The sequence below is a fragment of the Macrococcus sp. DPC7161 genome, from assembly GCF_004117835.1.
Taxonomy (GTDB): domain Bacteria; phylum Bacillota; class Bacilli; order Staphylococcales; family Staphylococcaceae; genus SDSC01.
This window is the reverse complement of the sequence record NZ_SDSC01000004.1, coordinates 152,901-167,672: the sequence shown is the minus strand read 5'-3', so window position 1 is coordinate 167,672 and position 14,772 is coordinate 152,901. Positions and strand designations below refer to the sequence as shown.

The following is a 14,772-nucleotide window of genomic DNA, read 5'->3' as shown; positions in this document are numbered from 1 at the left end:
CTCCTTTTCTTACTTCTATTTTACCAAATTGTCAGACTCTTGCAAACGCTAGCATGTCAATATTTAGCTTTTTTTTGTGTAATAATACTTTTTGAGCATGATGTGCAGTAAGTCCTGTTGTATAAATATCATCGATGAGTAAAATGTGCATACCATCTTTTAATATAGCTTCTTTTTCACAATCGATGGTAAATGGATTGTCTTGATGAATACGCTCTATTTTAGAGAGTTCAGATTGTTTCATTCGATGTTTCGCTACTAAAATGGATTCATATTTAATCTTTGCTTCTTCTAAAATGGTTTCTACATGCCGAAATCCCCTTAATTTTTGCCGCTCAATCGATGAAGGAATTGGAATAACATAATCATATTTATAAAAAAATGATTTCGGATAGTTTTTTAATAAACATGTTGCAAAATATTTTGAAAGTAATATATCACCATCAGATTTATAGCGATGAATTTGTGCTTTAATCCACTCATCATAATCACTAACAAAAAATATATGATTAAATGGTTCAAAATATTGAGATAAAAATTGGCAATCTAAACAAACTGTTTCATCTTCGGTTAATTTTTTGTGGCATGTCGGACACCTTCTAGTTTCCAATCGATACGCTTTTTCTATACAATGTTCACAAATCACTTTATTTTTACTAAATATATGATTAATATCAAATTCCATTGGAATCGCAGTATTACAAACAATGCATTTTGTCATCGTTCACCTCTTGCAAGCGTAATTGATTCATTCGTTGAATGTATTTTAGTGCTTTTAGCATCGATAAACTAACACCTTGATGTAAAAAGGTGACTTTACCGTTCTTTTCTATTCCTTTTCGATCAACACGTCCAGCAATTTGTACTAAGCTATCCCAAGTAAATAGATGGCTATTTATGACGACGACGTTTAAATGTTCCACCGTAAATCCTCGTTCTAAAATTGTTGTCGTAAATACATATCGATATTCCCTCTTTCTTATCGACTCAACTTTCTCATGTCTATCTATATCGCTCGCATCTACCATTACACCGCCTTCTATATTTAAACTTTCAAATATAGATTGCATTGCCTCAATATGATTAAAAAAGTATAAAGTGATTTCTTTTTTATTTTTAGTGATATCACTACGTATCCAACGTATGAATTGCTTTGAATTAACAAATTTTAAATGAGGAATAGGCAACGGTCTTTGATGAAAACGCATCGGTATCTTAATCGTTGTGTCTTTACATTTCATTTCGATTGTTTTAGGTGGTGTTGCTGACAAATAAACAATCATTCCCGAGGGATGTTTAGAAGCATTAATAATACGATGTAACCTTTGATCTGTCGTCATAGGAAATGCATCTATTTCATCAATGAAAATAAGATGAAAATAATTTTTAAACTTCATTAATTGATGCACTGTAGCAATTATAAAATGCATGTTTTCAATGGTATGATGTCCACCATACAAAGTTGACACGTATGCATTCGTTAATTCTTTTTGCTTTAAGTATTGATTCATCCTCAAACTCAGCTCTTTCACTACATCAACACGTGGTGAAACAAGTGCAACATTGAATCCAAGCGCTCGTGCAGTATGAATGGCTTCAATAACCATTTCAGTTTTCCCTGCTCCAGTTACCGCATTGATTAAACAGTCTTTTCTGTCTTTAAAACACGCCAAAATAAATTGACTGGCTTTAGTTTGCAGTGGTGTTAATGAAAAGCCAAGATGAAAAGGCAACATCTCCTGGGTTTGATCAATCTTTACACTTTCGATATCACAATTAGACTGTCCCATCATACAACACCTACAATAAGTGACTTCTTCTTCATAACCAATATGATAGTAAGTATGAAATAAGTGTTTTTCTTGGTTACAACATACATTACATTTATAACCCTTCAAATCAATACTTTTAGTAGGTTCACAATCTTCAATTCGATAAACAATCATAAATCCTCCATAAAAAAAGCACACGAAAACATCGTGTGCTGAATAATTATTAAAATAAATAAAAAATATGAAAACGTAAAAATTAAATACAATTAAAATCAAATTAAAATAAAAAATTTAAAACTTCAAAATTAAATGTTTAACTTTGACTTCGTCACGCCAAACCCTAATGCATTTTCGCCCAAGTGAGTCCCAATTACTGGGCCAAAATGACTTAAAACAAAACGAACATCTGGATATTTTTCTTGAAGCGCATTTAACCAAGCTTTAGCTTCCGCTTCACAATTGCCATGAATAATCGTACCAGTAAATGTTTCATCGCCTACGAAGTCTGCAATTAAACTTTCAATTTGCTTCATCGCTTTTTTCTTCGTACGCACTTTATCAAATGGCACAATCTTAGTATCAACAAAATGAAGAATTGGCTTCACTTGTAGCATACTTCCGATAAATGCTTGCGCTCCGGTTAGACGGCCACCTTTATGTAAATTTTTCAAATCATCTACTAAGAAATATGCCGCTGTTTCACTTTTCAATGTTTCTATCGCCGAAACAATTTGAGTTACAGGAACTTCTGCTTCAATTAATTCTGCAGCTTTAGCAGTATAAAACCCTGCAGGCATACATGCGATTTCACTATCGATAGCGTGCATGTTAATACCTTCTACCATTGAACCAGCAGTAATTGCATTTTGGTAAGTACCACTAATACCACTTGATAGGTGAATAGCAATTGCATCAGTATAACCATCTTGTTTCAAAGATTCTAACAACTGAACGTAGTCACCAATAGCTGGTTGACTCGTAGTTGGTAATTCTTTTTCATTTCTCATACGCTCATAAAATGATGTCACATTCATCTCAGATTCTTTTGTCACTTCATTTCCAAACAATACATTCAAATCAATGACATTAACTTTAAATCTTTCAACTTGATCCTGAGTTAAATAAGCGGTTGAATCTGCTATTAAAGCTATTTTCATACTAAACCTCCCAACTATACACTATATATAATAACGACATTACACATAAAAAGAAAGCAATTCTACTTTATTTGGTGTAAAGTGAAGATATTGAAACTTTTTGTCGAAAGGTGTTTTAAATGAAGAATTATATTACCATTCAATCAGATGTTGAAAATGAAACTATCATTAATAAGTCTAGATTTATTACTTATTTATTTAAAGTAGATAGTGAAGATGAAGCAAAAACAAAAATTGACGAGATAAAAGCTTTACATAAAACAGCGAATCATAATTGCTCTGCCTATACAATTGGTGATAGTCATCAAATTCAAAAAGCAAATGATGATGGTGAACCATCAGGGACAGCTGGTGTGCCAATGTTAGAGTGTTTAAAGAAAGCGGATATTCATAACACTGTTGCCATCGTAACACGTTATTTCGGTGGTATTAAACTCGGTACAGGTGGCTTAATTCGTGCTTATCAAAACGGTGTTTCTGAAGCCATTTCAAAATCTGGTAAAGCAATGATGAAAAACGCTAAAATCTACCGTGTAACCATACAATATGATCAAACTGGTAAATTCGAACACCAAATTGAATCAACTGATTTCATCGTATTAAATACCATCTACACAGATAAAGTTACTTACGAAATTCAAATCACAAATGAACTTGAGGATGAATTTAAGCAATTCATTACCAATCAAACACAAGGCACTGCTGAAATGTTACTTATAGAAGAAAAGATGTTACCGTTCAACTTATAATAAAAACCGTTTGCAAAAGCAAACGGTTTAATTTGTATATTTCGCAATCATTTTATTTATATAATTTAATAGCGGTCGATAATTTTCATCTATTAACCCAGTAAATTCAACAATTAATTCAATTGTAATGCACATGAGCAATACAATCAATATAGCACCAAAAGTCGTAGATAAATACAAGATGATTGATGCAATACTAAATAATATCCCTATTGAATAAATTAGTATGACTGTTTGGGGATGTGTGTATCCTAAATCCAACAATCGATGATGTAAGTGTGATTTATCCGCTTGCATAATCGGTTGTCCTTTTAAATAGCGTCGTATCATTGCAAATACCATGTCGATAAATGGTACTGCAAGGATGATAATTGGGAAGAACAAAGATATTAATGTAATATTTTTAAACCCTAATAAACTTAATACACCGATAATATAGCCTAAGAGCATCGCCCCATTATCACCTAAAAATATTTTAGCAGGATAAAAATTAAATCTTAAAAAGCCAATCAATGAGCCTATTAAAACACTACAAATCATCATAATAAATATGTTTTGTTGAAGTATAGCAATAAAACCAATGGTTGTTAATGCAATTAATGACACACCTGAAGCCAGTCCATCTAATCCATCAACTAAGTTAATTGCATTCGTAACGGCTACAATCCATATAATGGTCATCGGTATACTTAAAACACCAAATTCAATGACAATACCAAACGGTAAAGTGATCAAATCTAAAGTGATGTTGTGAAATACAACGATTGATGCAATACACAACTGTCCAATCAACTTAACAATAGGTTTTAAATCATATAAATCATCCACAACACCTAATATGTTAATACATATTGCGCCAATGATAATTGGTTTAATTTCAGGTTCAACAGGATGCGCAATAAACAATCCAATGACAAATGAAATAAGTATGACAATACCACCTAATATCGAAGTAGGTGTTTTATGTACTTTTCTATAGTTCGGTTTATCTAATGCGCCCGTCATAATCGATAGCTTTATGATTAAAGGAGTGATTAAAAAAGATGTGAGTGCTGTCATAATTATGAGTTTCAGAGTAAACATATGCCACCTCAGTAATAAATTCCTCTTTACTATAGCATAATAACGATTTTCATACTATCACTTTATCGGAATAACCATGGTTTGCCATTGACTAAAACGTCTTTTTAAGCCATAATAGTACGGTTAAATCCTATAAATTAGGTCTTCGGAACTTCACAATAAATGAAAATTCAAAAGATGATATTAAATCGCGTATGCAAGATAACTTAGGTGTTTCAGACGCATCAAATTCAAAATAGTAAAGCAGAGCTTTACTATTTTTTTTAAGGGGAATCGTAATGAAAAATAACAGACATTTGATTGATATCGTATACACAATTATCGGCTCAATTATCGTTGGTTTAAGTTATAACTTCTTTTTACTACCTGCTCAAATTGCTGCTGGTGGTATATCAGGGATTAGTACTATTTTATACGAAGTCATGCACATTAAGCCTTACATTATCCAATTTGCATTTAATGTTCCTATTTTTATCGCAGGATGGATTATATTAGGTAGAGCATTCTCATTAAAAACGATGATTGCAACTTTTGTAGTCCCTTTTACAATTTTCTTAACTGATCCGTTAGTAAAAATGGGCATTCATAATGCTTTATTAGGTGCATTATACGGTGGTATTGTATTAGGTATTGGATTAGGTATTGTTTATCGTGGGAATGGTTCGACAGGTGGCACAGCTACACTCGCTCAAATCGTCAAAAAATATACCAAATTTTCAAGTGGTTTTTGTCAAATGCTAGTCGATGCCATTGTTGTGATTATTAGTGCAGTTGTATTTGACTTAGAACTTGCTTTATATGCATTAATCTCTATTTATGTGACAAGTAAAGTCATTGATATTGTACAATTACAAACAATGGATAATAAATTAGTCTTTATTATTACTGATCACGAAGATCAAATTGTTAAATTAGTACACGATACCGTTAATCGTGGTGTCACAACTGTAAATGCTTTTGGTGCATATCATAAAAATGAAAAAAGTATTTTATTTTCAGTAATGGAACAACAAGAAGCTATTTATTTTAAACAAGTGATTTCACGTGAAGATCCAAATTCATTTGTTATCTTTTTAAATACGTCGGACATCATTGGAAGAGGTTTTTCAACCGAAAAAGTTTATGACATAAAGAAATAAAGGAGGTTCACATGTTAGAAGCAATTATTTATAACGTCGCTGTGACTGTAAGTGGAATATATTTATTTCATCGCTTTCAATTTTACGAAGAAAAAGAAATCGTCTTCTCAAAAAATTATATTACTTTTTTAATGACGCTGATTTCTATACTATTAATCACCTATCCAATTGAGTATCATAATATCGCCTTTAATTTAAGTTTTGTTCCTTTACTATTTTTAGGTCGATATACAGACTTTATTTATACGACATTAAGTAGTATTATCATCGTTTTAACAGATATTTTTATTTTCCATCATGACTTTTCGAGTAATTGGTATTTACTAGTCATTGCAGGAGTGATAGGAACAGTTGGTCCATTTATTAAATCTAGTGATTTCGTTTCACTACAATGGTTAAATGCAATTAGTATTATTATAATCAGTATTACATCGTTATTTACTGCATTATTTAATATCCAAGAATTAATTTTCATTATCATTACAAGTTTTATTTTGTCAGTATTCTCTGGCCTAGTCTTTGTGGACATTTGGCGTATTTATAATTTAATTCAACGCTATCAAAACGAAGATAAAGTCGATTATTTAACAGGCTTAGGTAATTTCAGAGAATTTGACAGATATTTAAACGAACAAAGTAAAGCATTAACAGAACAAAAAACGTCTTTATCTTTATTGTTAATTGATATTGATGATTTCAAAATTGTAAATGACCAATATGGTCATAAAGCTGGTGATGCTGTATTAAAACAAATGTCACAAGTTCTAATTAACTATATGCCACAAGGTGCGACAGCGTATCGAAATGGTGGAGAAGAATTCTCACTCATTATGAAAGGACAGTCGTTGGATAACATCGTGAAAGTTGCTGAAAGCATACGAAATGGTGTTGAAGTGTCAACTTTCCATTTACCAAATAAAGAAACCATCCACCTAACAGTTTCAGTTGGTATTGGACACATGCTTGAACAAGAAGAAAAAGCACATCGAAAAATTTTCAAAGAAGCAGATGAAATGTTGCACCAAGCAAAAAATCAAGGTGCAAATACTGTTATGTTTAACCCAATTATTAGATAATAAAGTGGCAACGATGGTTGCCACTTATTTTTATAGGAGGCCCTTATGAGTCAATATGATGAGCAAAAAGTAATTGATATCGCAATGCTTGCAGGTAAAATCTTATTAGAGTCAGGTGCAGAAACATACCGTGTTGAAGATACGATGACCCGTATTGCAAATTACTATGGTCTAGATCATACACATAGTTTTGTTACCCCTACTGCAATCATTTTTTCATTAAACGATAAGAGTTCAACAAGATTACTTAGAATCAATGAAAGAACAACAGATTTAGAGAAAATTTCTGAAACGAATGCCATTTCAAGAGGCATTACTTCTGGCCAATTATCAATTGATACTGCAAAAGATGCATTAAAGGATTTAGATAAAGCTAATTTACAATATAAAATGTGGCTCAAAGTATTGGCATCAGGTATTGTCAGTGCGTTATTTCTATTTATGTTTAAAGGAGAATGGCTCGATGCAGTTCCTGCTATTATCGCTGGAAGTATCGGTTATTATATTACAGAGTCTATTCACCTATTTACACGAATTAAATTCTTTGCGGAGTTTGCTGGGAGTTTACTGATTGCTTTAGTTGCAATTTTATTTATCAGTTTAGGATTAAGTTATTCCATTGACAAAATTATAATTGCAAGTGTGATGCCTATTGTTCCCGGTGTCTTGATCACAAATGCCATTCGTGATTTAATGGCTGGCCAGTTAATCGCTGGTATTTCAAAAGGAATAGAAGCAAGCCTTACTGCATTTGCAATCGGTGCGGGTGTTGCAATAGCATTAATGATGTTTTAGGAGGAAAAATATGATATTACAATTTATATTCAGTTTCTTTGCAACTTTATTCTTTTCTATTATATTCAATGCCCCAAGACGACTGTTGCTACCTTGTGGTTTTGTAGGAGCGATAGGCTGGATTGTTTATACAATTGCAACTGAGCAAGGTATCTCTATGAGCATTAGTTCTTTTTTCGGCTCTTTATTGTTAAGTTTATGCGCACTTGTTTTTGCAAGATTGTATAAAAGGCCCGTCATTATCTTTTATGTTGCTGGTATCATACCACTTGTCCCTGGTGGTATCGCTTATGATGCAACGAAACATTTAATTATTTCTGAAACCAACACTGCTATTTCTAAAGGTGTTGAAGCAGCATTGGTTTCGGGTGCCATTGCGTTTGGTATTATTTTAGCAGAAATTTTATTCCAGATATTCGTAACTAATAATAAGTTTGCTAAACCAAAAATCGTAAAATAAGATTAAGTATTTACAATATTTACTTATACAATTATGTATAATAATATTTAATTATAATATGAAATTGGAGGTAACATCATGAAACAAACATTAATCAATCGTTTATCAACATATGTCAAAATTGATACGACTGCTGATCCAAATAGTCAAACAACACCAAGTTCAGAAAAACAATGGGATTTAATTCGTTTATTAGAATCTGAAATCAAAGGCTTAGGATTAGAGGTTGAAGTAGATGAAAATGGTTATTTATTTGCAACTTTAGAATCTAATTCTGACAAAGATGTTCCAGTAATTGGATTATTATCACATGTTGATACTGCACCTGACTTCAATGGAACTGGTGTCAATCCACAAATTATTGAAAACTATGATGGTGAAGATATTACTTTAAAGTCAGGCTTAATAATTAGTAAGTCAACATTCCCTGAATTAGAACTTTATAGAGGGCATACTTTAATGACAACAGATGGTACGACATTATTAGGTGCAGATGATAAAGCTGGTATTACTGAAATCATGACTGCTATTGAATATTTAATTCAACATCCTGAAATTAAACATGGTAAAATTCGTTTTGGATTTACACCTGATGAAGAAATTGGCCGTGGCCCACATAAATTTGACGTTGCACGTTTCGGTGCACAATTTGCATATACAGTGGATGGTTCAACTCGTGGTGAGTTACAATATGAAAGCTTCAATGCTGCAGGAGCTAAAGTAACATTTAAAGGCGTTAATGTACACCCAGGAAGCGCTAAAGACAAAATGATTAATGCATTAAATTTAGCCATTCAATTCCATAACCAATTACCTAGTGATGAACGCCCTGAACAAACTGAAGGTTATGAAGGATTCTTCCATTTGCATGATTTAAATGGTTCTGTTGAAGAAGCAACTTTGGAATATATCATCCGTGATCATGATAAAGATACTTTTGAAGCTCGTAAAGCACTAATGGAAAGCATCTCTAAATCTATTCAAAGCGAATATGGTGAAGAACATGTTACGATAGATATTCACGATCAATATTACAACATGGGAGAAAAAATCAAAGCATATCCTGAATTGATTGATATTCCTTTAGAAGTCATGAAATCTTTAAACATTGAACCAATTGTTGAACCTATTCGTGGTGGTACAGACGGTTCTCAACTTTCTTACATGGGCTTACCGACACCGAACATCTTTACTGGTGGCGAAAACTACCACGGTCCATATGAATATGTTTCTATTGACGATATGGAGAAATCAGTAATGAATATCGTTGGTATTTTATCTACATTTGAAAAAAGAGCATAATGAATATCAATAATTAAAAAAGGAGCCCGAGGGCTCCTTATTTTTGTATACGCATAAAACTACTTACGACATCGGTTAACTGCATCCCAATATGAATATCTTCAGTGGATTCCGTCACTTCAGGATATACATTAAACTGATAATAATTTTCCTGTTGTGTGATATTAGAATAGGACTTACCGGCAGTCAAATACAATTGCATATTCGTACCATCATGAAAGTCATAGAGTGCATTTGCAACTAAAGAACTATGTGCTGTACCATTTGCTCCACCGTATACGACTAAATCCGCTTCTCTTAATAACGATAACAAATCCGTACGTTCAAATATTAATGATTGACTTGTTTTTGTTTCTGCATTGAATAAGGCGGCCATTACAGCTTGAATACCACCTGCATCACCTTGATTTGCATCTAAAAATACATTTACTTTTTTAAATTGTTCATTTAAATACCAAATACTATTATCAATATATTGTTTTTCAGTTTCTGACACATCACTTTTCGCAATTTGGCTTGATTTACCAAATAAATGATAATTTTCATCGCTCACTAAAGTGATTTTTGTTTGTGCCAAACGATCATCCATTTGTGTCACGTCAATGCCACGAACAAGCTTTAAATCGTCTCTTGTAACGATTTGCATTAATGCTCCATTACGGTCATAAAATTTTGCACCTAATGCTTGTAACATACCCGCACCTAAATCATAACTATTTACGTTCCCAATAGAAATAATCATTTCTTGCACCATTAAATCCAAACCATACATCATCGCTTCTCCTAAAGCATATGACGATGTACTGTTACCAATTGTATTTTTACCATCTATTATTAAAGCATTGCCAATTAAACCTAATGTAACTTCTTTTTGTGACTGATTATGAATATCTGAAGTTACTTTTTTGTGAATTTTCTTTCCTTTATCCCAAATTAATAATGAATCAATCATATCTTTATGACTTAAAAAGAGCGGCACCATTACGATATTTGCATCAGGAATAACCTGTTTAATACCGTCATGAACAAATTGATTTGCATGGTGTGATTGTAAAATATTAAAATATGCATCCATTGCTATTAGAACTTTCATATTACCTATCCTCCAAAAAATTAAGCTTGTGACATTTGTCACAAGCTCATATTTTTACTCTTCTGCATTCGACAGACTAGAAATTGTTATATTACTATGGCTGTCATGCCACTTAACTTGTTGGTTGACAAAATAAAATGCTTGTGGCGATTCATGTTTCACATTAGTATAACTGGCTACATAATCAGAGACTTCTCTCGCATCTTGAACAATAATTGCATAACCATCAATATCTCTTTCATAAAGAAACTTTTCAAATTGATCATAAGCACCTTGAGAAATTGGACAAGTTTTTGAATGTTTAATAATAAACACTTTTTCATTTGTATCAATCACTTGCTTAAATTGATCAATTGAATTAATTTTAATCACCATTTTTTCACCTCGGAATATTTCGATTATAAGAATATAACACTTCATTGTTAATTATGCAATTATAACTTTTTACCCCTATCTCATTATTATACACATTGCTATAATAAAAACATAATAAATTTAAGGAGAATACATATGCCAACAAAACGATGGAGCTTTTTAGACACAATTAATTCATGTCTATTCATTTACGTGTTATTATTTGTCGTTGATTTTAAACACCAATTTGGTTTGTCATTAATCATCGTGCTTGTATTTGCAGTTTGGATTATTACTGTGATTGCAAGAAATATTTATTTGAACAAAAAGCAAAAACAACAATCAAATAACACTCCCAAATAAAAAATAAGTATCGATGGATACTTATTTTTTATTAAGATTCTAAATTTTTAAGTGACTCATAATATTTGTCATCAAGCGATTTAATATACTTTGTATTTTCTAAAATATTTTGAATCGGAACGTTTTGAAGTTGTTCTTCAATCTTCATCGCATTCTTACGTTCTTTATAGTAATTTATTAAGCTATAGTTGATTTCAATCGTTGCTTTTCTTAGTCCAATTACATCTTTAGATTTAATATTCGTTTTATTTAATTTATCTACTTGTTTTTTTAGTAGTGGAATTAAAGTTTGGTCAATATATTTTGTTTTTTCTTTGACTGTATGTGTATCAGATAAATAACCAACTTTAGACTTTAAATCATCGCTATTTGCATTGATCACTTCAGTAATAGTTGCCAAATCTTTAGATTCATCACTTTGCTTTTGTGCTTTCGCATGGAACTTCTCACTTAAAGCTTTATTTTTTTCGAATATTTTTGTGTATTCTAATATTTCTTCATTTGAAGCAATAGAATCATTAAATGCATGAATATAGTCGCTCAATGTATCTATAAACTTTTTTTTCTTTTTTAAGTTATCTAAATACATCGCATGCACATCTTTAACTTCTTTTGTCTTAGGTTTTACTTTTTTAACAAGTGACTCATATTTTTTGTATTGTGGTAATATTTCTTGATCAATCTTTTGTTCAATATGAATTAACTTTTTCTTTTTATCTTCTGTTACTTCAGAACCAATGAGTTGGTCTATCTTTTCTAAATGTAATGCATCGATTTGTTCAACGAGTTTCTTTTCTTCCTTTTGAACGTTCTTCATTTGCACTTTGTAATCATTTATGTCAGATTTCAGTGCATTTGAACACCCTACAAGATAAAAGGTCATCAACAAAACGAAAAATAATAAATAATATTTTTTCATATCACGACTCCTTGATATAATCATTATACAAAAGATTTATATGAAATTAAACATAAAGAGGGATCCTATGCCAAAATCATACGTTACACCGTTAAATGACGGTGTTTATCAAGACTTTAAAATATTATATCATCAAATTGATAAAATCCTTATGAATTTGTTAGACACACCTGTTATTAAAACTTATCATGTTGGATCGACTGCAATCAAAGGCAGCCAATCTTCTCATATTTTAGATGTATTAGTCGTTGTTAAAAGCTTGCATCAAATGACAACACTAGATGAAAAGAGATTAAATTTGCAATCATTTTATCGTCTACACCATCCTTATGAAAAGAAATGTGTATTTTCAAAGTTTGATGATTTAAAAACGTTGAACGAAAAAGTGAGATTACATATCGTTGAAGAAAACAGTACAAAATTTAAAAAATACATTAATGCTCAACGTGTTTTAGAACACCACGCAGATCTATGTGAGCAATTTAACACCTTTAAATCTAAAATTGATTCTACTGTTTCAAAGCAAATTTATGAAACAAATAAGTCAGAATGGTTACAATGTCATGTGAATTCGCAAAAAGCATAAATAATTGATATAATAAATGTGACTTTATCGAAAGGGCGTTAATACTTTGGAAATCATCGACATAAAAAATGCTTTATCTGAGTTGATTCAACCAGATACAATTAAAATCAATGAACCACTTAAAAATTATACTTACACTAAAACAGGTGGCAATGCCGATTTATATATATCTCCAAGAAATTACCAAGATGTTCAAACAATTATTAAATATGCTAAAGCCAATCATATTCCAGTTACTTTTTTAGGTAACGGATCAAATATCATCATTCGTGACGGTGGTATTCGTGGGATTGTATTAAGTTTATTACAACTCACTGATATTCAAGTAGAATACGACCAAATCATTGCTGGAAGCGGTGCTGCAATTATTGAAGTTTCTAAAACAGCACGTGAACACCATTTAACAGGATTAGAATTTGCTTGTGGCATTCCTGGCTCTGTTGGAGGCGCTGTATTTATGAATGCAGGTGCTTATGGTGGAGAAATTAAAGATTGTATTGACAATGCGAAAGTCATTGATCAAGAAGGTAATATGTTGATTCTCTCAAACGAGGAATTAGAATTAGATTATAGAACAAGTAAGATTCAAGAAAGTGGCTATGTTGTTTTAGAAGCAACATTTAACTTAAAGCGTGGCGACATTAATGTTATTCAAGCAGTTATGGCAGATTTAACAGCGAAACGTGAAGAAAAACAACCATTAGAATACCCTTCATGTGGCAGTGTCTTTAGAAGACCTCCAGGACATTTTGCTGGTCAATTGATCCAAGAAGCTGGATTACAAGGCTACAGAATTGGTGGCGTAGAAGTTTCAAAAAAACATGCCGGCTTTATCGTAAATGTTGATAATGGTACTGCAAGTGACTATGAAGCAATGATTGCACATGTTAAACAAGAAGTACTTAAACATTCAGGTGTTGAATTAATGCCTGAAGTGAGAGTGATAGGCGAAGGTTTAAAATAATAATATAAAAGGGGGATGAGATTATGTCTCATCCCCCTTTTTATGTTATTACAGATTAGTACGTTTAATTACTTCACTTCAAAATCACTTTCTTCATGTGTATGGAACTTTTTATTTTCAGCATGTGCTTTTACATGATACTTACCTGGTGTTTTAAAAGTTTCAGATCCTTCGTATTGACCATCTTTTGTTTGTTTTAATTCAATCCAAACCGTTTTATTATCTGGTGTTTTAATCTCTAATTTCGTTTCTGCATCTTTCACCGCTTTGTCATCACTAGAATGTACGTGAATCATAAAATTTGTTTTTTCATTCACTTTAGCTGTAATTGGCATAATATGAATCATACCCCCATGGTGATCATGATGTTCATGAGCCATTGTTTCACCAACTGTTACCATTTTACTTGGCATTGTATGTTGATTTTTGGCTGTAACATGAGAAATTACTTTATATGAACCATCTTCTTTAAAGGTATAGTCTAAAGTATATAAACCATCTGTTGCTTTTGTTACTTTTTGTTTATCCGATTTATTTGTTTTTGTATTGATTACTTCAAACATCACTTCGTCTGCATCGTTAATTGCTTTTCCATCTTGTTTTACAAGTGCTTTTAATGTAACTTTTTCATTTGCTTTTGTCATTTTTGGCACTGTCAATTCAACTGTCACAGGTTTTACTTTTGTTTCACTTGATGATTTCTCATGTCCTTCATGACCACTGTTTGATTGTCCACATGCCGCGAGCATTGTCGCTGATAAAGTCAATACTAATAATTTTTTCAAAATGTTTCGCCCCTATTCACTTAAATAAATTACTTGGTGTTATACAACAGTTAATATTATTGCTTGTATTGATATTTTATACAATGGCTAAATCGTGACAATTCCAATATATTAATATTTTCGTCAAAATTTGTTCATGAAAAATACAAAATAATCAGTTTGTATAAAAAAGAAA

Annotated in this window: 17 protein-coding genes; 9 read left to right on the top strand and 8 right to left on the bottom strand. The window is 31.7% G+C overall.

Going from position 1 to position 14,772, the window contains the following annotated elements:
* Positions 1-31: 31 nt before the first annotated feature.
* From ER639_RS07585 to ER639_RS07575, 3 genes are all read right to left on the bottom strand, one after another.
* Positions 32-721, bottom strand: a complete 690-nt coding sequence (locus tag ER639_RS07585; RefSeq protein WP_129065181.1) for a ComF family protein — start codon at positions 719-721, stop codon at positions 32-34.
* On the bottom strand, positions 699-1,946 hold the full coding sequence (locus ER639_RS07580) for a DEAD/DEAH box helicase family protein (RefSeq protein ID WP_129065180.1): 1,248 nt from the start codon (positions 1,944-1,946) through the stop codon (positions 699-701). Before ER639_RS07580 ends, ER639_RS07585 begins: the two co-directional genes overlap by 23 nt.
* Before the next feature lie 131 nt (positions 1,947-2,077).
* Positions 2,078-2,929 (bottom strand): DegV family protein, encoded by an 852-nt coding sequence (locus ER639_RS07575; protein WP_129065179.1) that lies wholly within the window; start codon positions 2,927-2,929, stop codon positions 2,078-2,080.
* 119 nt (positions 2,930-3,048) lie between these two features.
* Between ER639_RS07575 and ER639_RS07570 the strand changes: the two genes are divergently transcribed.
* Complete coding sequence (locus tag ER639_RS07570) at positions 3,049-3,678, top strand: YigZ family protein (RefSeq protein ID WP_129065178.1); 630 nt, start codon at positions 3,049-3,051, stop codon at positions 3,676-3,678.
* A 27-nt stretch (positions 3,679-3,705) separates the two neighbouring features.
* Here ER639_RS07570 and ER639_RS07565 read toward each other — a convergent pair whose 3' ends face one another.
* On the bottom strand, positions 3,706-4,761 hold the full coding sequence (locus ER639_RS07565; protein WP_129065177.1) for a glycosyltransferase family 4 protein: 1,056 nt from the start codon (positions 4,759-4,761) through the stop codon (positions 3,706-3,708).
* 278 nt (positions 4,762-5,039) lie between these two features.
* Here ER639_RS07565 and ER639_RS07560 point away from each other — a divergent pair, with 278 nt between their 5' ends.
* The 5 genes from ER639_RS07560 (at position 5,040) to pepT (ending at position 9,533) form a co-directional block, all read left to right on the top strand.
* Entirely contained in the window at positions 5,040-5,900 is an 861-nt protein-coding gene (locus tag ER639_RS07560) for a YitT family protein (RefSeq protein WP_129065176.1), read from the top strand.
* A gap of 11 nt (positions 5,901-5,911) precedes the next feature.
* Positions 5,912-6,976: a GGDEF domain-containing protein GdpS gene (gene gdpS / locus ER639_RS07555; protein ID WP_129065175.1), complete on the top strand. Its 1,065-nt coding sequence runs from the start codon at positions 5,912-5,914 to the stop codon at positions 6,974-6,976.
* 45 nt (positions 6,977-7,021) lie between these two features.
* The gene (locus tag ER639_RS07550) at positions 7,022-7,771 is read left to right on the top strand and encodes a threonine/serine exporter family protein (RefSeq protein WP_129065174.1); all 750 of its coding nucleotides are present in this window, start codon (positions 7,022-7,024) and stop codon (positions 7,769-7,771) included.
* 10 nt (positions 7,772-7,781) lie between these two features.
* Positions 7,782-8,231 (top strand): threonine/serine exporter family protein, encoded by a 450-nt coding sequence (locus ER639_RS07545; protein WP_129065173.1) that lies wholly within the window; start codon positions 7,782-7,784, stop codon positions 8,229-8,231.
* A gap of 78 nt (positions 8,232-8,309) precedes the next feature.
* A complete protein-coding gene (gene pepT, locus ER639_RS07540) occupies positions 8,310-9,533 on the top strand; it encodes a peptidase T (RefSeq protein ID WP_129065172.1) in 1,224 nt (407 codons plus the stop codon).
* Positions 9,534-9,570: 37 nt separating this feature from the next.
* Here the strand turns inward: pepT and ER639_RS07535 are convergent, their stop codons facing one another.
* Complete coding sequence (locus ER639_RS07535) at positions 9,571-10,626, bottom strand: glycerate kinase (RefSeq protein ID WP_129065171.1); 1,056 nt, start codon at positions 10,624-10,626, stop codon at positions 9,571-9,573.
* Between the two features lie 54 nt (positions 10,627-10,680).
* A complete protein-coding gene (gene ytxJ / locus ER639_RS07530) occupies positions 10,681-11,001 on the bottom strand; it encodes a bacillithiol system redox-active protein YtxJ (RefSeq protein ID WP_129065170.1) in 321 nt (106 codons plus the stop codon).
* Between the two features lie 135 nt (positions 11,002-11,136).
* On the opposite strand from ytxJ, the gene ER639_RS07525 reads away from it, so the two are divergent.
* Positions 11,137-11,343 carry a hypothetical protein gene (locus ER639_RS07525; RefSeq protein ID WP_129065169.1) on the top strand — a complete coding sequence of 69 codons (207 nt, stop codon included), beginning with the start codon at positions 11,137-11,139 and terminating at the stop codon, positions 11,341-11,343.
* A gap of 31 nt (positions 11,344-11,374) precedes the next feature.
* Here the strand turns inward: ER639_RS07525 and ER639_RS07520 are convergent, their stop codons facing one another.
* Entirely contained in the window at positions 11,375-12,262 is an 888-nt protein-coding gene (locus ER639_RS07520; protein ID WP_164993392.1) for an EMYY motif lipoprotein, read from the bottom strand.
* A 67-nt stretch (positions 12,263-12,329) separates the two neighbouring features.
* On the opposite strand from ER639_RS07520, the gene ER639_RS07515 reads away from it, so the two are divergent.
* The gene (locus tag ER639_RS07515) at positions 12,330-12,848 is read left to right on the top strand and encodes a GrpB family protein (RefSeq protein ID WP_164993391.1); all 519 of its coding nucleotides are present in this window, start codon (positions 12,330-12,332) and stop codon (positions 12,846-12,848) included.
* A 46-nt stretch (positions 12,849-12,894) separates the two neighbouring features.
* The gene (gene murB, locus ER639_RS07510; RefSeq protein ID WP_129065166.1) at positions 12,895-13,812 is read left to right on the top strand and encodes a UDP-N-acetylmuramate dehydrogenase; all 918 of its coding nucleotides are present in this window, start codon (positions 12,895-12,897) and stop codon (positions 13,810-13,812) included.
* 68 nt (positions 13,813-13,880) lie between these two features.
* Here murB and ER639_RS07505 read toward each other — a convergent pair whose 3' ends face one another.
* The gene (locus ER639_RS07505; protein ID WP_129065165.1) at positions 13,881-14,597 is read right to left on the bottom strand and encodes a FixH family protein; all 717 of its coding nucleotides are present in this window, start codon (positions 14,595-14,597) and stop codon (positions 13,881-13,883) included.
* Positions 14,598-14,772: the final 175 nt, after the last annotated feature.